Raw genomic sequence first — 20,116 nt, 5'->3', positions numbered from 1 at the left:
GGGCGCCCCGCACGTGTCAGCCGTGCGCCGGCAGCCGATCGCGTTCGTAGGTGATGCCGGTGTAGCCGTGCGGAGTCGGCCGGCCCTGGTCGTCGAGGCCGACGAAGACGATGCGGTCGATCGCGAGGATGCGGTGGCGGGTGATCATGTTGCGCACCTCGGCCCGCATCGTCAGCGACGTGCGGCCGAACGCGGTGGCGCGCAGTCCCATCTCGATGAGATCGCCCTGCACCGCGGAGGAGACGAACTCGATCTCGGAGATGAACTTCGTGACCGCGCGCGGGTTCCCGAGCTGCAGGATCGCGTAGATCGCCGCCTCCTCGTCGATCCAGCGCAGGAGGCTGCCGCCGAAGAGGCTCCCGTGGGCGTTCAGGTCCTCGGGGCGCACCCAGCGGCGGGAGCGGAAGGTGATGTCGTCGGTGCCGCCCCCGCTCTCCCCGCCCACCGGATCAGATCACCGGGAGGAGGATGTCGCGGACCAGGGCGTCGAGGCGGGCGTCCGCGTCGAGGAACTGCCGCAGCGTGCGCCGGGTCGCGCCGAACGAGTCGAACTCGTCGATGCTCATGCCGTCCTCGAGGTAGGCGCGGCGGAACTCCGGCAGCTCGAGCAGCGCCTCGAGGATCTCGGGGGCGACGGGGGAGTCGATCCGATCGAAGTCGACCGCGATCCGGTTCTCGTCGATCAGCAGCTGCCACTCGAACGGCGGGGAGACGACGAGGTCGCCGCCGACGAGCTCGGACCACTGCAGGTGGTTCCGGAAGGCGGCCGAGAGGATGCGGGAGCGGTAGCCGCGCTCGCGGAAGATCGAGTAGGCCTTCTTGAGGGCGGCGACTCCGGCCCACTCGAGGTACCCCGGCTCGACGAGGCGTCGATCGGCGGCGGCGGAGGCCTTGATCCAGTCGTCGAGTCGCCCGCCCATGATGGTCACGACCGAGCCGAACTCGTGCTCGGGCAGCCCCTCCGCCGTGCGACGGTCGAGACCGCGCTCGATCGCCTCGGCGACGGCGACGGCCTGCGCGACGGTGAAGGAGACCGTGGCGTTGATGCTCACTCCGCGGTACGTCGCCTCCTCGATCGCGCGGATGCCGACCGCGGTCGCGGGGATCTTCACGATGATGTTCTCGGCCAGCTCAGAGAAGTGCACGGCCTGGGCGACGAGGGCGTCGGCGTCGCGGTGGAGGCGCGGATCGGTCTGCACCGAGAGCCGGCCGTCGCGGCCGCCGCTCGCCCGGAACGCGGGGACGAGGAGGGCGGCCGCCTCGATCGACATGGCCTCGATGGCGAGCCAGCCGAGCTCGCTCTCGCCCGCGGTGGGGTTCTCGAGCGCCAGCTGCGCGATCCGGGGGGCCCAGACGTCGAGGTTCTTCTCGATGGTGGTCAGCGCGATCACGGGGTTGCAGGTCGCGCCCACGGCGCCGAACGAGATGGAGCGCTCGAGCTCGCGCAGATCGGCGGAGTCGTTCCACAGGCTGGTCGGCGTGCTCTCGGCCGCGGCGCGCAGGGGGAGGACCGGCGCCGCGGCGGTCGAGGTCTCGTCTGCGGTCAGCGTGTCGCTCATGTCTTCTCCAGGGCTGGTCCGGCCGACGGGATCACCGTCGAGTGATGGGAATCAGCCTAGTGGCGCCAGGAGCAATTGTCCTAACAATAAGACGTAAGGAGCGCGAGGTGACATGGAGGGCATAATGTAAGCCCATACGCACGGCGTGACGACGGGGGAGACACATGGCACTTCAGGAGGAGCAGACCCTGCCCATGGATCTCTTCATGGACCTCGATCGCTCGGGCCCGATCCCGCTCTACCACCAGATCGCAACCCGCCTCGAGAAGGCCATCCTCGACGAGACGCTGCCGGCCGGCTCGCGTCTCGAGAACGAGGTGGCGCTGGGCAACCGCCTCGGGATGTCGCGTCCGACGATCCGGCGCGCCATCCAGGACCTCGTCGACAAGGGGCTCCTCGTGCGTCGTCGAGGGATCGGCACGCAGGTGGTGCACGGGCGGGTGACCCGCAACGTCGAGCTCACGAGCCTCTACGAGGACCTCCAGCGGTCCGGGCAGACGCCCGAGACGCGGACCCTGCACTCCTCGGTCGGAGTGGCCGACGAGACGGCGGCGGGGGCGCTCGGCGTCGAGCTCGGGTCGCCGGTCGTGCACATCGTGCGCGTCCGCTCGGCGGACGGCGTGCCGCTGGCCGTGCTCGACAACATCCTCCCGGCCGAGTTCGTCGACCTCGACCTCACCGCCCTCGAGACGCACGGTCTCTACCAGCTGCTGCGGGCCAGGGGCGTCGCGATGCGCGTCGCCAAGCAGCGGATCGGTGCGCGCGCGGCCACGGCCCGCGAGGCCGAGCTGCTCGACCTGCGCAAGGGCGCGGCCGTGCTGACCATGACGCGGACCGCCTTCGACAACTCCGGTCGCGCGGTCGAGTACGGCCAGCACTGCTACCGCCCCGACCTCTACTCGTTCGAGATCACGCTCGTCGATCGGTGATGAGGACGTCGGAAAGGCGGTGATCGAGCCCACGGCCCGCATCGCAGAAGAAGGAAGAGGTCTCACGTCTGCAGGGAGGTGGGTCTCGATACGCCGCCTGCGGCGGCTGCTCGACCAGCGAGCTTCCGAGGGTCTCTTCCTCGGTGAGCCTCCCAGCGGACGTGTTCTTCTCCGCGCGTTCCCTCCCTCGCTGATCGAGTAGCCCGCGCAGCGGGCGTATCGAGATCCACGTCCGTCAGAAGGGTGGAGCAGAAGTCTCCTCTGCTGACGGACGTGGGTCTCGATACGCCCCTGCGGGGCTACTCGACCAGCATGCTGGCGGCGCTCAGCCGAGCAGCGGGCGCTGCCGCTCGCGCTTCTCGAGGTAGGTCCGGCGAGCGGTCTCCGTCGACTCGAGCGTCGACGTCTCGGCGACGGGCACGTCCCACCAGCCCTCGCCGTCGGGCGAGTAGGACAGCGGGTCGCTGTTCACGTGGATGAGGGTCGTCGTGTCGGAGGCCTTCGCGGCGGCGATCGCCGCCTTCAGGTCGTCGATCGCGCGGGGGCTCGGCTCGATCTCGATCGTGTCGACTCCGTAGCTGCGGGCGTTCGCCGCGAGGTCGATGGGGAGCGTCCGCGTCCCCTGGAAGCCGCCCGTCTCGTCCTGGAACCGGTACTTCGTGCCGAAGCGCTCGGAGCCGACGGTCTCGGAGAGGTGGCCGATCGAGGCGTAGCCGTGGTTCTGCAGCAGGATCACGATGAGCTTGATCCCCTCGGCCACCGCGGTGACCAGCTCGGTGTGCAGCATCAGGTACGACCCGTCGCCGACCATGACGATCGCGTCGCGGTCCGGAGCGGCACGGCGCACCCCGAGGCCACCGGCGATCTCGTAGCCCATGCACGAGAACGCGTACTCGACGTGGTAGCCGAGGCTGTCGCGCACCCGCCACAGCTTGTGCAGATCGCCCGGCAGCGAGCCGGCGGCCTGGATGACGACGTCCCGCGGCTCGGAGGCGGACTGGACCGCTCCGATGATCTCGGCCTGCCCGGGCAGGGAGCTGCCCGTGGGCTCGAAGGCCGCGTCGACGGTCGCGTCCCAGGCGGACTTCTCGTCGGCGGCCTGCCGGGCCCACTCGGCGGGAACGGTGTGGTCGCCGAGCGCGGCGAGCAGTGCGGTGAGCGCCTCCCTCGCGTCGGCGATCACCGGCAGCTGCGAGCCGTGCTTGTAGGCGTCGAACGAGGCGACGTTGACGTTCACGAAGGTCACGTCGGGGGCCTGGAACGCGGTGCGGCTGGCGGTGGTGAAGTCGGAGTACCGGGTGCCGATGCCGATGACGACGTCGGCCTGCGCGGCGAGGCGGTTCGCCGCGGTCGTGCCCGTCGCGCCGATGCCGCCGAGGTACTGCGGGTGGTCCCAGTCCAGCGATCCGCCGCCCGCCTGGGTGGTGCCGGCCGGGATGCCGGTCGCCTCGACGAGGGCCTTCAGCGCGTCCTCGGCGCCGCTGTAGATCACGCCGCCGCCGGCGACGATGATCGGGTTCTCCGCGTTGCGGATCGCGGCGACCGCGCGGGCGAGCGGGCCCGCCTCCGGCAGCGGACGGCGCAGGTGCCACTCGCGCGGGGCGAGGAACTCGAGCGGGACGTCGAGGCTCTCGGCCTGGACGTCCTCGGGCAGCGCGATCGTGACCGCCCCCGTCTCGGCCGGGTCGGTCAGGACGCGCATCGCGGCGAGGGCGATGGAGAAGAGCTTCTCGGGGCGGTCGACGCGGTCGAAGAAGCGCGAGAGCGGCCGGAAGGCATCGGTCACCTGCACCGACGTGTCGTGCGGCAGCTCGATCTGCTGCAGCACCGGGTCGGCCACGCGGGTCGCGAAGGTGTCGCTGGGCAGCAGCAGCGCGGGGAGCCGGTTGGTGGTCGCGAGGGCCGCGCCGGTCAGCATGTTCGCGGCTCCCGGGCCCACGGAGGCGGCGCTCGCGTAGGTCGCGCGGCGTCGCCGCATCCGGGCGTACCCCACCGACTGGTGCACCATCGCCTGCTCGTTGCGGGCCTGGTGGTAGGGCATCAGGCCGGGCTGCTCGGCCTCGATCTGCTTCAGGGCCTGGCCGATCCCGGCGACGTTACCGTGACCGAAGATCCCGAAGGTCCCGGCGATGGTGCGCTCGCGGACGTCGCCGTCGACGGTCCACTGGTTCGCGAGGAACTCGATCAGCGCCTGGCTGACGGTCATCCGCTTCGTCGTGCTCATGCGTGCGTGCTTCCTTCGGTCGTGGTGTACGGGAGTCGCGGGTCGATCTCCTGGCCGTCCCAGGTGCCGCGGATCCAGCCGTGCGCGGGATGGTCGCTGATCAGCCAGGCGCGCTCGGATCCCGGGCCCGCCATGACGTTGAGGTAGTAGAGGTCGTAGCCGGGCGCCGCGACCGCGGGGCCGTGGTAGCCGAACGGGACGAGGGCGATGTCTCCGCTGCGCACGGTGGCGTCGATCGTGATCTCTCCCGCGGGGGAGGACGAGGTGCTGAACATCCCGAACGGCTCGGCGGCCGGAGGGGCCTGCACGCCGCGGCTGACGGCGGACTCGAAGTAGTAGATCTCCTCGAGCCGCGTCTCCTGCCCGGGGATCTCCTCGTCGTGCTTGTGCGCGGGGAAGCTCGACCAGTTCTCGGCCGGAGTGATGACCTCGCAGACGATGAACCGGTCGGCCTCGAGCGCGCCGGGGGTGCCGAAGTTGTGCACCTGGCGGCTCGAGCGGCCGGCGCCCCGCAGCTCGACGGGGATGTCGACGCGCGCGATGTGGCGGCTCGGGTGGACGGAGGCGGCAGGTGCTTCCGCGATCGCGACCCGCCCCACCCCCGACACGGTCGCGGACGACAGCGTCGAGAGGTAGAGCACGTCGCTCGGACCGTCGAAGACCGAGTCCCGACCCTCCAGCAGGGTGGTCGTCGACGGGCCCGAGCTCTGGTGCCGGACGGTGAACGAGCCGGAGAGGGGGACGACGAGCCGCTCGAGCCCGGCGGCGGGCAGGTCCACCTCGTCGCCGTCGCCCAGCTCGGCGACCCGCAGCCCGGTGTGCCGCCACCCGGGGACGCTGTCGTCGACGACGGACTCCCACCCGTCGCGGCTCAGTGCTCCGCGGGGGAACATCCAGTCGTTGCGCCGTTGCATCGTTGCCTTCTTTCTCGCGTGCGTGCTGGAGAACGGTCTTCTGACGCTGGTGGGTCTCGATACGCCGCCTGCGGCGGCTACTCGACCAGCATGCTGGGCGGGTGGGCCTGCAGATCCGAGCTGCTGGCGGACGTGGGTCTCGATACGCCGCCTGCGGCGGCTACTCGACCAGCATGCTGGGCGGGTGGGCCTGCAGATCCGAGCTGCTGACGGACGTGGGTCTCGATACGCCGCTTGCGGCGGCTACTCGACCAGCATGCTGGCGGGCGGAGCCGCGGGCTGCTGCTGCGCCCGTTGCCCGCTGCTGCCCTTGCATGCTGATCGAGCCCGCAGCCCGCGGAGCGGGCGTATCGAGATCCACCAGCGTCAGATGGCGAGCGGTCAATTCTGGGGGAATCCGAGGTTGATGCCGCCGTGGGACGGGTCGAGCCAGCGCGAGGTGATCGCCTTCTGCTGGGTGAAGAAGCGGACGCCCTCCGCGCCGTGCGCCTTGGTGTCGCCGAAGAGGGACGACTTCCAGCCGCCGAACGAGAACGTCGCGACCGGCACTGGGATCGGGACGTTGATGCCGATCATGCCGACCTCGACCTCGTTCTGGAAGCGCCGGGCGGCGCCTCCGTCGTTCGTGAAGATCGCCGTGCCGTTGCCGAACGCCCCGTTGTTGATGAGGTCGACGCCCTGCTCGTAGGAGGCGACGCGGACGATCGAGAGGACCGGGCCGAAGATCTCCTCGGTGTAGGCGCGCGAGGTCGTGGGGACCCTGTCGAGGAGGGTGGGGCCGAGCCAGAAGCCGTCGGCGGCTCCGTCGACCTCGATGCCGCGGCCGTCGACGACGACCTCGGCGCCGTCCTCCTCCGCGATGGCGATGTAGGAGGCGACCTTGTCGCGGTGCTGCTCGGTGACGAGCGGCCCCATGTCGCAGCCGCGACGGCCGTCGCCGATGCGCAGCTTCGACGCGCGCTCCTGGATCTTCGTGATCAGCTCGTCCGCGACGGGCTCGACCGCGACGACGACCGAGATCGCCATGCACCGCTCTCCCGCCGAGCCGAAGCCGGCGTTGATCGCCGAGTCCGCGACGAGGTCGAGATCGGCGTCCGGGAGCACGAGCATGTGGTTCTTGGCGCCGCCGAGGGCCTGCACGCGCTTGCCGTGCTTGGTGCCCGTCTCGTAGACGTACTGCGCGATGGGAGTCGAGCCGACGAACGAGATCGAGCGGACGTCGGGGTGGGTGAGCAGGCCGTCGACGGCCTCCTTGCCGCCGTTGAGGACGGTGAAGACGCCGTCGGGGAGGCCGGCCTCCTTCCACAGCTCGCCCATCCAGATCGCGGCGGACGGGTCCTTCTCGCTGGGCTTGAGGATCACCGTGTTGCCGGCCGCGATGGCGATGGGGAAGAACCACATCGGCACCATGGCCGGGAAGTTGAACGGCGAGATGATGCCGACGACGCCGAGCGGCTGCTTCGTCGAGTAGACGTCGACTCCGGTCGAGACCTGCTCGGAGTACTCGCCCTTGAGGTGGTGCGCGAGGCCGGTCGCGAACTCCACGACCTCCTGGCCGCGGGTGATCTCGCCCAGCGCGTCCGAGAGGACCTTGCCGTGCTCGGAGGTGATGATCTCGGCGAGCTCGCCCTTCTTGGACTCGAGCAGCTCGCGGAAGCGGAACAGGATCGCCTGCCGCTTGGTCAGCGAGAGGTCGCGCCAGGCGGGGAAGGCGGCCTTGGCGGACGCGACGGCGGCCGCGATCTCGTCCTGGTCGGCGAGGGCCACCTCCTTCGTCACGACGCCGAGGGCCGGGTCGTAGACGGGCGCGGTGCGGCCCGAGGTCGAGGGCGACGGTGCGCCGTCGATCCAGTGCGGGACGACGGTGACGGTGGTGAGCGGCGCGATGCCGGTGGTCTCGGACATGATTCCTTCTTCTGTGGAGGGACGCTTCTCAGAGCGGCGCTTCTGTGGAGGGGCGGAGCGGTGCGGGGCTCAGGAGGTGACGCCGTGCACGAGTGCGGCGGCGGTGTCGACGGCGGAGGCGACGTCTCCGTCGGCCGGGTAGATGAGGGTGCGGCCGACGACGAGCCCGCGCACGCCGGGCAGGGCGAGCGCCTCGCGCCACTTGGCGTAGGTGGCCTCCGGGCTGCCCTGCGGGTCGCCGCCGAGGAGGAGGGTCGGCATGGTCGTGGCGGCCATCACCCGCGCCATCTCGTCGACGACGGGCAGCTTCATCCACGTGTAGGCCGAGGTCGAGCCGAGGCCGGAGGCGATGGCGATCGAGGTGATGACGGCGTCGGCGCTGAGGTCGTTGACGACCCCTCCGTCGACCCACTCGCTCATGAACGGCTCGAGCATGATCGGGATCCCGGCCGCCGCGGCGGCGGTGACGGCCCGGGCGTTGGCCTCGATGGTCGCCGCGGAGCCGTGGTCGGCGAGGTTCACCCGCAGCAGGGTCTTGGCGAAGTCGAGGCCGTCGCGGACGATGCCGTCGATGTCGTAGCCCGTGAAGCGGTCGTCCATCTCGAACGACGCGCCCTTGAGCCCGCCGCGGTTCATCGATCCGACCACGACCTTGTCGTCGAGCAGGCCGAGGAGGGCGAGGTCGTCGATGATGTCCGGAGTCCCGAGCACGCCGTCGACTCCGGGGCGGGAGAGGGCCGTCGCGAGTCGGTCGAGCAGGTCGTAGCGGTCGGCCATCGCCATCGCGTCGCTCCTGACGCCGAGGGCGCCGCGGGCGGGGTGGTCGGCGGCCACGATGAAGAGGCGGCCGTTCTCACCGAGGAGCGGGCGGCGGCGGCGGGCGGCGAGCATCCGTGCGACCGCGGTCGGATCCTCGGCGCGGAGCCGGCGCAGCCGGGCGAAGGCCTCGTCGCGGTCGCCGCTCCGGAGCGCGTCAGACGGCGACATCGCTGCGCTCCTCGAGGAAGGCCTCGACCTCGTCCGAGGTCGGCATGGCCGTCGAGCACTCGCGGCGGGAGGCGACGATCGCCCCCGCGACGTTGGCGAAGCGGAGGATGCGCTCGAGGTCCCAGCCCTCGATCAGGCCGTGGGTGAGCGCGCCGCCGAAGCTGTCGCCCGCACCGAGACCGTTCACGACCTCGACGGGGAAGGGGGCGACCTCGACGGTCTCGGAGCGGGTCTTGGCGAGCACGCCCCGGGGGCCCTGCTTGACGATCGCGAGCTCGACACCGCGCTCGAGCAGCGCGTCGGCCGCGCGGTGCGGGTCGGTCTCGCCGACGGCGATCTCGCACTCCTCGCGGTTGCCGACGGCGACGGTGACCCACTCGAGCGCTTTCGCCACCTCCTGCGTCGCCCTCGCCGGGGAGCTCCAGAACATCGGCCGGTAGTCGAGGTCGAGCACGGTCAGCTCCTTGCGGGCGCGCGCCTTCCAGGCGATGAAGTGGGCGGAGCGGCTCGGCTCCTCGGTCAGGCCGGTGACGGTCGACCAGTAGACCTTCGCGCGGAGGATGGCGTCGAGGTCGAGCGACTGCGCCGTGATCGCGAGGTCGGGGGCCTTGGGCTTGCGGTAGAAGTACAGCGGGAAGTCGTCCGGCGGGAAGATCTCGCAGAACGTCACCGGGGTCGCGAGCTCCGCCTCGGTGCCGACGAACTCGTCCGACACCCCGAGCCGGCGCAGCTCCCGCTTCACATAGCGGCCGAAGGGGTCGTCGCCGGCACGGGAGATCAGGGCGGCGGAGCGGCCGTGACGGGCCGCCGCGACCGCGACGTTCGCCGCGCTCCCGCCGAGGTACTTGCCGAAGGTCTCGACGTCCTCGAGACCGAGACCGTCTTGGAGCGGGTAGATGTCGACGCCGACGCGGCCGATGGTCAGCACGTCGTAGGTCGTGGTGGAGGGGGTCATACGGCTCTGTACAACTTTCTGTCGCCGCCTCGCGGGAGGCGAGGGGCGGCGGCGCGGATCAGAAGGGACGTGCCGCCAGGCTACACCCAATGTCCTGACAAAAGAACATGCCGCGACGAGACTTCTCCTCGCGTGGAGCACGGCGAGGCGCGTACCGCGACTCCGCCGCCCGCCGTCAGTCGCGCACCGTCGAGAGCGGCTCCGTGATGCTCTCGAGGCTGCGGCGCTCGGCGTCGACGCCGTAGACGAGCGCCACCACGCCGCCGACGATCATCACCGCCGCGCCGACGTAGTAGCCGACGGTGAGGGGTCCGCGGTCGCTGCCGTCGCCGATCAGCACGCCGTAGAGGGTCGGCGCCACGGCGCCGGCGATCTGGCCGAGGGTGAAGAAGTACGAGATCGCCTGGCTGCGCAGCTCGAGCGGGAAGATCTCGCTCACCGTCAGGTAGGCGCTCGAGGCGCCGGCCGAGGCGAAGAAGAACGAGACGCACCAGAGCACGACCTGGGTCGTCGCGGTCAGCACGTCCATGCTGAAGAGCAGCGCCGAGAGCGCCAGCACGGCGCCCGAGATCCCGTAGGTGAGGAAGATCATTTTGCGCCGGCCCCACACGTCGAACAGGTGGCCGAGCACCAGCGGGCCGAGCAGATTGCCGATCGCGAACGGGAAGAAGAAGTACGAGACGGCGCTCTGCTCCACGCCGTAGAAGTTCTCGAGCACCAGCGCGTAGGTGAAGAAGATCGCGTTGTAGAGGAAGGACTGCGTGATCATCATGGTCGCGCCGACCAGCGTCCGCTTCGGGTACTGCCTGATCAGCACGCGGGCGATGGTGCGGAACGGGATGCTCTCGGTCGCCTTGACCGTGATCGCCAGCGAGTCGTCGACCGGCTCGACGGTGCCGCCCTCGGCCTTCACGCGGCGCTCGATCTCGTCGACGGTGCGCTCCGCCTCCTCCTCCCGGCCGTGCGTCATCAGCCAGCGCGGGCTCTCGGGGATGTGCCGGCGGAGGTAGATGATCGCCAGTCCGAGGATCGGGCCGAGGAAGAAGCCGAGTCGCCAGCCGACGTTCTCGGCGAAGATCTCGTCGTTGAGGAAGAACAGGTTCGCCGCGGAGCCGAGCGCCGCGCCTCCCCAGTACGTGCCGTTGATCGCGATGTCGACGCGGCCGCGGTACTTCGACGGGATCAGCTCGTCGATGGCGGAGTTGATGGCCGCGTACTCGCCGCCGATGCCCATGCCGGCGAAGAAGCGGAACACCGCGAGGAACGCGTAGTTCGGCGCGAGGCCGGCGAGTCCGCTCGCGACCAGGTAGATCACCAGGGTCAGGATGAAGAGCCTGCGCCGCCCGAGCTTGTCGCTGAGCCGCCCGAAGACGAGCGCCCCCACGATCTGGCCGACCAGGTAGACCGAGCCGAGCACGCCGACCTGCGCGGCGTCGAGGCCGAACTCCTTCGCGAATCCGGCGGAGGCGACGATCTGGATCTCGAGTCCGTCGAGGACCCAGGAGAAGCCGAGCCCCACGACGATCGACCAGTGGAACCTCGTCCACGGGAGCCTGTCGATGCGTGCCGGGACGAGACTGCGCACCGGACCCTTCGCGTCACGCGAGTCGGTCGTACCTGTCGACATGAGAAGGCCCTCCTGTCGCCCCGGCTCCGTCTGCTCCTCGGGTGCGGCGAGACGACGATAGACCCTTGTATCGCCGGGCTATTCACCCCTTGTCCGCACGGTGCGCGGAGGTGTAGGAGCGCGTACCGTCGGCTCATGACGATCCGCACCACTCTCCGGCGGCAGCTGCCGGAGGGTGAGGCGGCCGATCTCGAGCAGACCCTCCTCGCCCTGCGGGACGGAGTCGCGGACATCCTCGGAGACGGACTCGTCGGAGTCCACCTCACGGGCTCGTTCGCGCTGGGCTGCGGCGATCGGGCGAGCGACGCGGATGTCGTGATCGTGAGCGCGGAGGCGCTCTCCGCCGACCGGATCGCGGCCGCGAGAGCTCTCCACCGGTCCCTTCCCGACCTTCCGCTGCGCTGGGCCGGACGGCTCGAGGGCAGCTGGGTGACCGCCTCCGCTCTGCGCGACCCCGTCGGAGCGCACGGCCTCTGGCTGTACGTCGACAACGGCAGCCGCGAGCTGGTGGAGTCCTCGCACGACGACTCCTGGAACGCGCGCTGGCTGCTCCGGCATCGTGCGATCGCGCTGGCGGGGGAGTCGGCCGCGACGCTGGTGCCCGAGATCGATCCCCGAGCCCTGCGGGCGGAGGCGCTGCAGCAGGCCGATGCACGCGCGGTCTGGATTCGCGACGACCCGGCGGTGCTGGTGGACGACTGGGCCCAGCCCTACGCCGTGCTCACGGCCGCCCGTCTCCTGTGGACGGCGACGTCCGGCACTGTCGCGGGGAAGGCGGAGTCGGCGGTGTGGCTGGGCCGCACCGAACCCCGATGGCGCGGACTGCTCGAGGCCGCTGTCGACCAGCGACGGCGAGGGGCGACGGCGGATCCCACCCTCGCGGGCCCTGCCGCCGACTTCGTCCGCTGGGTGGCGGCGGAGGCGCGCTCGCTCGTCGAAGGGAGCGCGTCAACCGCCCCCCGGCCTCCCACCGCCCGCGACTACGGTGGGCGGATGATCGACGCGACGCCTGCGGGCACCCCTTCCTACATCCTCAGCGAGGGGCCCGTCTGGGACGCCGGCACCGGTCGCGTGACCTGGGTCGACATCGAGGCGGGTGCCGTGCTCTCGGCTCCGCTCACCGCGGAGGGGATCGGCGCGATCTCGCGCTCGGACGTGGGCGAGCAGGTCGGCTGCGCCCTGCCGCTCGGCGACGGACGCGTGCTGGTCGCGCTCACCCGGTGCCTCGCGATCCTCGAGGTCGACGGGTCGCTGACCCGCGGCTCCGAGCTGCTGCCCGAGGGGCACCGTTTCAACGACGGCTCGATCGACCCGCAGGGACGGCTGGTGGTCGGGTCGCTGACGCTGGGCGAGTCCGTGGGCGACGACGTGCTCCTCCGCCTCGAGCACGACGGCTCGGTCACCGTGCTCGACCACGACCTGCGGCTCTCGAACGGACTCGGCTGGTCGCCCGACGGCTCGGTGATGTACTCGGTCGACACCGAGTCGGGAGTGGTCCACCGGCGCTCGTACCCCGGCGAGTCCGCGCGCGAGACGTTCCTCGAGCCCGAGGAGGGCGTCTTCGTCGACGGGATCACCGTCGACTCCGAGGGGCGGCTCTGGTGCGCGATCTGGGGCGGGAGCGGCGTGCGCGTCTACGACGCCGAGGGCCGCCGCGTCGAGGGGGAGGGCATCGCCGTCGACGCTCCGCACGTGTCGAGCATCGCCTTCGCGGGCGAGGAGCTCGACGTGGCGATCGTGTCGTCCGCCTCGCGCGACCTCTCGGCGGAGGAGCGGGCGGCGCATCCGTTCGCGGGCGGGCTCTGGACCGCGCGGCCCGGGGTGCGCGGGCTGCCGGCGACGCGGTGGGTCGAGGCGCGACTGCCGTGAGGCGCGACTGCCGCGACCCGGCTCAGGAGGCCGGTTCGGACTCCTCCGCGGCGGACGACGCGGGCTGCGGCACGAGCGTGATCCGCGAGATCCGGTAGCGGTCGGTCTCGGCGATGCGGAGCAGGTGGTCGCCGACGACCAGCGAGTCGCCCACCACCGCGACGCGGCCGATGCGGTCGAGGATGTAGCCGCCGACCGTCTCGTACGGGCCCTCGGGAAGTTCGACGTGCAGGAGCTCCTCGAGATCCTCGAGGATCATGCCGCCGTCGATCTCGAGGAGGTTCTCGGCTGCCTTCGCGTCGCCCTCCTGGCGGGCGCCGTCGTACTCGTCGTAGATCTCGCCGACGAGCTCCTCGAGCAGGTCCTCGAGCGTGATGATGCCGTCGGTCCCGCCGTACTCGTCGATGACGACGGCGATCTGGTGGCCGTCCTGGCGCATGGTGCGCAGCGCCGACAGCACCTTCGTGGTGCCGGGGACGGCGAGCATCGGGCGGGTGATGTCGGCGACGGTACGGGGAGACTCCTCCGGGTACGCGGCCATCAGATCGCGGACGTGGACGAATCCGAGGACGTCGTCGAAGCTCTCGCCGACGACCGGGTAGCGCGAGTGCGGGGCCCCGAGGACGGCGCGGTACCCCTCCGCCACGGGCAGCTCGCCGCGGAGGAAGTCGACGTCGTGACGCGGCCGCATCACCTCGGCGACGCGGCGGTCGTCGGCGCGGAAGATGTCGGTGAGGAGGCGTCGGCTGTCCTCGTGGATCTCGGTGTTGCTCGAGATCATGTCGCGCACCTCGTCGGCCGAGACGCTCTCGCCCTTCTCGCGCGGGTCGGCCCCGAGGAGGCGCACCACGGCGTCGGTCGACACCGACAGCAGCCAGATGACCGGGCGCATGAGGCGGGCCAGCCCGTTGAGCGGCGGGGCGAGGATCTTGGTGAAGGCGACCGACTTCTGCATGGCCAGGCGCTTGGGCACGAGCTCGCCGAGCACGAGCGACAGGTAGGCGATGACGAGCGTCATCGCGATGAGCGCGACTGTCGAGGCGGCGCCGGCCGAGAGGCCGAGCGACTGCAGCGGGGGCACGAGGTCGGGCGCGATCGTCGAGGCGCCGTACGCCGACGAGAAGAGGCCGGCGAGGGTGACGCCGATCTGCACCGCCGAGAGGAAGGTGTTGGGGTTGCGGACAAGCTCGGCGATGCGGCGGCCGCGCTCGCTGTCGGCCTCGATCGCACGGACCTGGCTCTCGCGGAGGCTGACGATGGCCATCTCGGTGCCGGCGAAGACGCCTCCGATGAGGACGAACAGCACGACGAGGCCGATGTTGAGGAGGGTGTCTAAGTCCACCGGGACAGAGTAGGGACGTCCGCCGTGAGAACGCCTCGTGCCCTCTCAGGGAACGCCGGGGCTGCTGGCCGGGCGCTGCCCTCGATTCAGCGAAAGTTGCGGTAGTCGGGCGCGACTACCGCAACCTTCGGAGAGTGGGCGGGTGACTCGAGCTCGAGGGCGACTCCGGGGTCTCGGGCGGGCGTCAGACCAGGCGGCGGGACGACTCCGATGCGAGGCGGAACCAGCGGGCGCCGTAGGCGTCGAGCGGCAGGGTGACGGACGCGTCGGGGCCGACGGGCGTCGAGTCGCCGGAGAGGGAGTCGACGAGGCGGGCGCCGGCGGGCGCGTCCGGCAGCCGCAGCGTCGCCGAGCAGGGGCTCGACGCGAGGTTGTGCACCGCCACCGTGGTCCCCGTCGACGCCGACACCTGGTGCGCGAAGACGGCCGGGTCGTCGGCGGGCAGCTGGACGAAGTCGCCCCAGCCGATCTCGGGGGAGCGGCGGTAGAGCCAGGCGAGGCCCTTCACGTGCGCGAGCAGCGAAACGGAGTCGCGCAGCTGGTCCGCCGCGTTCACGTGCTCAGGACCGAAGCCGCCCTCGGTGACGGCGGCGACCAGGTCGTCGGCGTCGGCCCGCGAGAAGCCGCCGTTGGCCGCCGCGCTCCACTGCATCGGACTGCGCACCGCGCCGCGGCCCGGCAGGGACGGGTTCTCGCCCATCCCGATCTCCTCGCCGTAGTAGAGGACGGGCACGCCGGGCAGCGAGAACAGGAGGCTGTAGATCATCCGGATGCGGCGCGGATCGCCGTCGAGCATCGGGGGGAGGCGGCGGACGATGCCCCGCCCGTGGATCCGCTGCGACTCCTCCGGAGCGAAGGCTGCGAAGACCTCGTCGCGCTCCGGCTCCGACAGCTGGTCGAGGGTGAGCTCGTCGTGGTTGCGCACGAAGTTGGCCCACTGGCTGCCGGTCGAGATCGCGGGGCGGCTCGCGAGGGCCTCGACGAGCGGCGCGGCCTCGCCCCGGGCGAGCGCCAGGTAGAGGCGCTGGTTGCCGATGAAGTCGAACTGGATCGACAGCTCGTCGGCGTCGGCGCCGCCGAAGAAGGCGAGCTGCTCGTCGCGGCCGAGGTTGACCTCGCCGAGCATCATCGCCTCGCCCGAGCGGCGCGAGACGAAGCGGCGCAGCAGTCGCAGCCACTCGTGCTCGTCGGGTGCGCCGGGGGTGATCAGGAAGGGGACCGCATCGACGCGGAAGCCGTCGACCCCGAGCTGGAGCCAGAAGCCGACCAGCTTGGCGATCTCGTCGCGTACGGCGGGGTTGTCGGTGTTGAGGTCGGGCTGGTGGCGGTAGAAGTTGTGCAGGTAGTACTGACCGGCCTGCTCGTCGAAGAACCAGACGCCGTCCTCGGCGTCCGGGAACACGTTGGCGGGCTGGTCGGCGGGCGGCTCGTCGCGCCAGAGGTAGTAGTCGCGGTAGGGGCTGTCCGGGGAGGAGCGCGCCGCCTGGAACCACGGGTGCTGGTCGCTGGTGTGGTTGACGACGAGGTCGACGATGACGCGCATCCCGCGGTCGTGCGCGGTGCGGAGGACCTCCACGACGTCTCCGTGGTGGCCGTACCGGCGGTCGACGCCGAAGAAGTCGCTGATGTCGTAGCCGTTGTCGCGGCCGGGCGACGGGTAGAACGGGGCGAGCCAGAGGCAGCTGACGCCGAGCTCGGCGAGGTAGTCGATGCGGTGGGCGAGGCCCTCGAGGTCGCCGACGCCGTCGTCGTTCCAGTCCATGAAGGTCTCGACGTCGAGGTTGTAGAAGACGGCGGAGCGCCACCACAGGTCGCTGGTGTCGGTGACCCTCATGCGGCGGGCTCGCGGCGGGGCTGGGGGCGGGGGGTCTGCTGGGTCACGGGGCGGCTCCGGGGTCGGGGGCGGTCGTCCTCCGGCGAGCGTAGGTGGGCGGTGGATCGGCGTCTGCTCGTTGACTTCTCAGGTTGGGGGCGGCGGCCGGGCGCGGAGAGCGTCGATTCCTCAGAAGTTGCGGTAGTCGAGCGCGACTACCGCAACTTCTGGAGAGTGGAGGGAGGGGTCGGAGCGGGTGTCGGCGGGTGTCCCTACGCTGAGGGCATGCATCCGCTCGACGCCCAGGATCCGCTCGCGCCGTACCCCGAGCTCTTCGTCCGCACGCCCGAGGTGCGCTCGTACCTCGACGGCAACTCGCTCGGGCGGCCGCTGCGGGCGAGCGTCGAGCGGCTCGCCCGGTTCGCCGAGGAGGAGTGGGGCGGGCGGCTCATCCGCGGCTGGGCGGAGTCGTGGCTCGACCGTCCGCTCGAGGTCGGCGACGCGCTCGGTGCGGCGGCGCTCGGTGCGGCCGCGGGGCAGACGGTGGTCGCCGACTCGACCACCGTGCTCCTCTACAAGCTGGCGCGTGCGGCCGTCGCACGGCAGGCGCAGGAGGGTCGCGACGAGATCGTCGTCGACACCGACAACTTCCCGACCGACCGCTACGTGCTCGAGGGCATCGCGGCCGAGACCGGGAGCACCCTCCGCTGGATCACCTCCGACCCGGAGCGCGGGGTGTCGACGGAGGATCTCGCGCCGGCGCTCGGGGAGCGCACCGCCCTCGTGCTGCTGAGCCACGTCGCCTACCGCTCGGGGTTCCTGGCCGACGCCGCGGCGATCACCGCGCAGGCGCACGCCGCGGGCGCGCTCGTGCTGTGGGACGCCTCCCACTCGGTCGGCTCGGTGCCGATGCACCTCGACGCGTGGGAGGCGGACCTCGCGGTCGGCTGCTCCTACAAGTACCTCAACGGCGGGCCGGGGGCGCCGGCCTGGGCGTACGTCGCGTCGCGGCACCAGGGCTCGCTGGCGCAGCCGATCCAGGGCTGGATGGGTGTCGCCGACATGTTCGAGATGGGGCCGGGCTACACGCCCGCCGCCGGCATGCGCCGGTTCCTCAGCGGGACGCCGCCGATCACGGCGATGGTCGCGATGCAGGACATGATCGCGCTGATCGGAGAGGTCGGCATGCCGGCGGTCCGCGCGAAGTCGGAGGCGATGACGGCGTACGCGCTCGAGCTGGCCGACGAGTGGCTGGTGCCGCTCGGGGTGCGGGTGGCGACTCCGCGCGCGCCGGGCGAGCGGGGCTCGCACGTGACGATCGCGCACGAGTCGTTCGCGGCGCTCGTGCCGCGGCTGCAGGCCGAGGGGATCATCCCCGACTTCCGCAGGCCGGACGGCATCCGGATCGGGCTGTCGCCGCTGTCGACGACGTTCGCCGAGCTCGAGCTCGGCATGGCGGCCGTCCGCGACGCGGTGCGGTGAGGGGGAGGCTGCAGCAGCCACAGCATGCTGGTCGAGTAGTCCCGCAGGGGCGTATCGAGACCCACCGGCGTCAGCGGATGAGCCCGTCGATCCGGACTTCTGACGCTGGTGGATCTCGATACGCCCGCTGCGCGGGCTACTCGATCAGCGAGGGGGAGTCCGCGTCGGCTTCCGCGTCCGCGTCGAGTCGGCGTCAGCGGGCCGCGCGGGTGCGCTTCGTGTTCTCGCGCTGGAGGGCGTCGACGAGCTCGGGCTTGGTCATGCGGGAGCGGCCGCGGATGTCGAGGCGCTTGGCGAGGTCGAGCAGGTGCGCCTTGGTGGCGTTCGCGTCGACTCCGCCCGCCGTCTCGCCGTCGCCGTCGGGTCCGCTCCGGGCGGCGCGGTCGTCGGACGGGCCCTTCTCGGCCTTGCGCTCCCAGTGGTCGCCGACCTTCTCGTACTCGTGCTTCAGCGCAGCGAAGGCGGTGCGGTGCGCGCGCTCGCCGTCTCCGTAGCTCTCGACGGCCGAGTCGTGCGCGGCCGACCACAGGGCCTGCGCATGCTCGTCGGAGCGCTCGATGGTGGACGGGATCTGCTCGTTCCGCGGCATGGGGTGCCTCCCTCTCGTCCCCTCGACGCTACGGCGCGGCGATGCGCAGGTCACCCCGTTGACCGCGCGCGTCAGCCCAGGAGGCGCTCCTGGACGAAGTCGCTCGCGAACTTCCCGGCCGGGTCCCACTCGGAGCGCAGCGCGCGCCAGTCGGCGAGGTGCGGGTAGAGCGGCGCGATCTCGGAGGCGCCGGCGAGGAAGTGCTTGCCCCAGTGCGGCCGGGCGCCGAGCGGCAGCAGGGCGCCCTCGACGGCGGGGAGCACGGCGTCGACTCCGGCGCGGTCCTTCGCGAAGGTGAAGTGGATGCCGACGCTGTCGCGACCCGACGCGGGCGAGAGCCACTGGTCGTCGCCCGCCATGGTGCGCAGCTCGGTGATGAGCAGCACCTCGTCGATCCGCTCGTCGATCGCGCGGAGGGCCACGATCGCCTCGCGGATGTTCTCGCGCGGCACCATGTACTCGCTCTGGATCTCGTCGCCCGCGCTCGGCTCGCGATCGAGCCGGAAGTGGGGGAGGCGCTCCGACCACGGCCCGACGGAGCCGCCGAACGGGTTGAGGTTCGAGTCGACGCCCTCCGAGACGGCGAAGAGGCTGGCGGAGGCGGCGACCGCGCCGAGGTGCGTCGCGTCGACATCCGCCACGGAGCCGTTCTCGACCTTGGTCTTGAGCCAGAGCTGCTCGACGGTCGGGCTCGACCAGTGCGTCATGAGGCTGACGCTGTAGGCGGAGGAGGTGATCGCGTCGAAGTCGTCGAGCACGCGGTCCCAGGGCAGGTCGACGAAGGCGTCCTGGCGGACGTCGAAGGTGGGCTGGATGTCGAGGGTGACGCGGGTGACGATGCCGAAGGCGCCGAGCCCGACGACCACGCCCTCGAAGCCGGGCTCGCCGCGCCGGATGGTGCGGAGCGAGCCGTCGGAGGTGACCAGCTCGAGAGCCGAGACGGCGGAGGAGAGGTTCGCGTTGCGGTCGCCGGACCCGTGGGTGCCGGTCGAGATCGCTCCCGCGACCGAGATGTGGGGGAGCGAGCCCATGTTGTGCAGGGCGTAGCCGTTGGCGTGCAGGTGCGAGGCGACGATGCCGTAGCGGGTGGCACCCGGGACGGTGATGGTGCTCGCGTCGGCGTCGATCACCGGCTCGAAGGCGAGGCGGCCCAGGTGCAGCAGGGCGCCCGGGGTGTCGGGGAGCGCGTTGAAGGAGTGGCGGGTGCCGAGCGCGCGGACCCGGTCGTTGTCGCGGACGAGGCGCTGCACCTCCTCGATCGACTCGGGCTCGATGATGTCGGCGGCGCGGTACTCGTAGGTGCCCGCCCAGTTGCTCCGTTGCGTCATCTCACCATTCTGCCGCCTAAGCCTCCGTTTTGTTGCCTCCTGCAACCAATCGAGTCGGGTGTCGACCAGCTCCGTGCATCCTTCGCAGCTCTGAAGGGGTGTACGGCCTAGAACATCTTCCGCTCGCCCCAGGGGATGTAGTCGGGCCGATGTCCATTGATGATGGACGCGGCGAATTCTCGGAGAAGATTGACGTCTGATCGATCGAGTTCGGAACTCGATGCAGGGTCAAGTCTTTCGCAAACGATCAATGGTTGATCTCGCGGTATCTCCCGGAATGATCGGTACTCGTATTGGCTCAGAATGTTGCTGGTATGGTCCGACCCTCTGCCTTGGTATCCGTGACCGCCATAACTCGCAGCGAGGACGCTCGGGCAGGTACCGCCGTCGACGGAGATGGCGATAGTCCGGCGATTGTGGCTCTGCATGTTGGTTATCGCCCAACCGGAAGCTGTCCGCCCCCACACGTCCCGCGTGGAGCCCCATGACTTCTTCCTGCCGATACACGTGAAGATCGGAATCGAACTCAATCCATGTGCGAGAGCAACTCGGGCGAAGCCCGCCGCAGCTTCGGCCACAGAGGACCTGAGGCG

General features: G+C 71.0%; 15 protein-coding genes. 3 read left to right on the top strand and 12 right to left on the bottom strand.

Annotated elements, in window-relative coordinates; translation table 11 throughout:
* Positions 1–16: 16 nt before the first annotated feature.
* Together GRS92_RS14665 and GRS92_RS14660 are read right to left on the bottom strand one after the other, a co-directional pair.
* Positions 17–445 carry an acyl-CoA thioesterase gene (locus tag GRS92_RS14665; protein ID WP_159857706.1) on the bottom strand — a complete coding sequence of 143 codons (429 nt, stop codon included), beginning with the start codon at positions 443–445 and terminating at the stop codon, positions 17–19.
* Positions 446–449: 4 nt separating this feature from the next.
* A complete protein-coding gene (locus tag GRS92_RS14660) occupies positions 450–1,559 on the bottom strand; it encodes a transaldolase family protein (protein WP_159857704.1) in 1,110 nt (369 codons plus the stop codon).
* 164 nt (positions 1,560–1,723) lie between these two features.
* Here GRS92_RS14660 and GRS92_RS14655 point away from each other — a divergent pair, with 164 nt between their 5' ends.
* Positions 1,724–2,488, top strand: a complete 765-nt coding sequence (locus GRS92_RS14655; protein WP_327437448.1) for a GntR family transcriptional regulator — start codon at positions 1,724–1,726, stop codon at positions 2,486–2,488.
* Between the two features lie 325 nt (positions 2,489–2,813).
* On the opposite strand, the gene iolD is transcribed toward GRS92_RS14655, so the two are convergent.
* The 6 genes from iolD to GRS92_RS14625 form a co-directional block, all read right to left on the bottom strand.
* Complete coding sequence (gene iolD / locus GRS92_RS14650; protein WP_159857702.1) at positions 2,814–4,712, bottom strand: 3D-(3,5/4)-trihydroxycyclohexane-1,2-dione acylhydrolase (decyclizing); 1,899 nt, start codon at positions 4,710–4,712, stop codon at positions 2,814–2,816.
* Positions 4,709–5,626, bottom strand: a complete 918-nt coding sequence (gene iolB, locus GRS92_RS14645) for a 5-deoxy-glucuronate isomerase (protein ID WP_159857700.1) — start codon at positions 5,624–5,626, stop codon at positions 4,709–4,711. Before iolB ends, iolD begins: the two co-directional genes overlap by 4 nt.
* A 381-nt stretch (positions 5,627–6,007) precedes the next feature.
* Positions 6,008–7,531, bottom strand: coding sequence for a CoA-acylating methylmalonate-semialdehyde dehydrogenase (locus GRS92_RS14640; protein ID WP_159857698.1), 1,524 nt, complete (start codon positions 7,529–7,531; stop codon positions 6,008–6,010).
* 69 nt (positions 7,532–7,600) lie between these two features.
* The gene (locus GRS92_RS14635) at positions 7,601–8,518 is read right to left on the bottom strand and encodes a class I fructose-bisphosphate aldolase (protein ID WP_159857696.1); all 918 of its coding nucleotides are present in this window, start codon (positions 8,516–8,518) and stop codon (positions 7,601–7,603) included.
* A complete protein-coding gene (gene iolC, locus GRS92_RS14630) occupies positions 8,505–9,473 on the bottom strand; it encodes a 5-dehydro-2-deoxygluconokinase (protein ID WP_159857694.1) in 969 nt (322 codons plus the stop codon). Before iolC ends, GRS92_RS14635 begins: the two co-directional genes overlap by 14 nt.
* Before the next feature lie 175 nt (positions 9,474–9,648).
* Positions 9,649–11,100, bottom strand: coding sequence for an MFS transporter (locus GRS92_RS14625; protein ID WP_159857692.1), 1,452 nt, complete (start codon positions 11,098–11,100; stop codon positions 9,649–9,651).
* A 135-nt stretch (positions 11,101–11,235) separates the two neighbouring features.
* On the opposite strand from GRS92_RS14625, the gene GRS92_RS14620 reads away from it, so the two are divergent.
* Positions 11,236–12,969 (top strand): SMP-30/gluconolactonase/LRE family protein, encoded by a 1,734-nt coding sequence (locus GRS92_RS14620; RefSeq protein WP_159857690.1) that lies wholly within the window; start codon positions 11,236–11,238, stop codon positions 12,967–12,969.
* Positions 12,970–12,991: 22 nt separating this feature from the next.
* Here the strand turns inward: GRS92_RS14620 and GRS92_RS14615 are convergent, their stop codons facing one another.
* On the bottom strand, positions 12,992–14,311 hold the full coding sequence (locus GRS92_RS14615; RefSeq protein WP_159857688.1) for a hemolysin family protein: 1,320 nt from the start codon (positions 14,309–14,311) through the stop codon (positions 12,992–12,994).
* A 184-nt stretch (positions 14,312–14,495) separates the two neighbouring features.
* Positions 14,496–16,145: an alpha-amylase family protein gene (locus GRS92_RS14610; protein WP_159857676.1), complete on the bottom strand. Its 1,650-nt coding sequence runs from the start codon at positions 16,143–16,145 to the stop codon at positions 14,496–14,498.
* A 264-nt stretch (positions 16,146–16,409) separates the two neighbouring features.
* On the opposite strand from GRS92_RS14610, the gene GRS92_RS14605 reads away from it, so the two are divergent.
* Entirely contained in the window at positions 16,410–17,606 is a 1,197-nt protein-coding gene (locus tag GRS92_RS14605) for a kynureninase (RefSeq protein WP_159857674.1), read from the top strand.
* Positions 17,607–17,799: 193 nt separating this feature from the next.
* On the opposite strand, the gene GRS92_RS14600 is transcribed toward GRS92_RS14605, so the two are convergent.
* Together GRS92_RS14600 and GRS92_RS14595 are read right to left on the bottom strand one after the other, a co-directional pair.
* Positions 17,800–18,195 (bottom strand): ChaB family protein, encoded by a 396-nt coding sequence (locus GRS92_RS14600; protein ID WP_159857672.1) that lies wholly within the window; start codon positions 18,193–18,195, stop codon positions 17,800–17,802.
* Positions 18,196–18,266: 71 nt separating this feature from the next.
* Positions 18,267–19,523, bottom strand: a complete 1,257-nt coding sequence (locus GRS92_RS14595; RefSeq protein ID WP_159857670.1) for a D-arabinono-1,4-lactone oxidase — start codon at positions 19,521–19,523, stop codon at positions 18,267–18,269.
* Positions 19,524–20,116 lie beyond the last annotated feature (593 nt).

Origin of the sequence: Rathayibacter sp. VKM Ac-2754 (assembly GCF_009807095.1) — a bacterium.
Classification (GTDB): domain Bacteria; phylum Actinomycetota; class Actinomycetes; order Actinomycetales; family Microbacteriaceae; genus Rathayibacter.
Note: the sequence above shows the minus strand (reverse complement) of the source record. Positions and strands in the feature narration are given on the sequence as shown.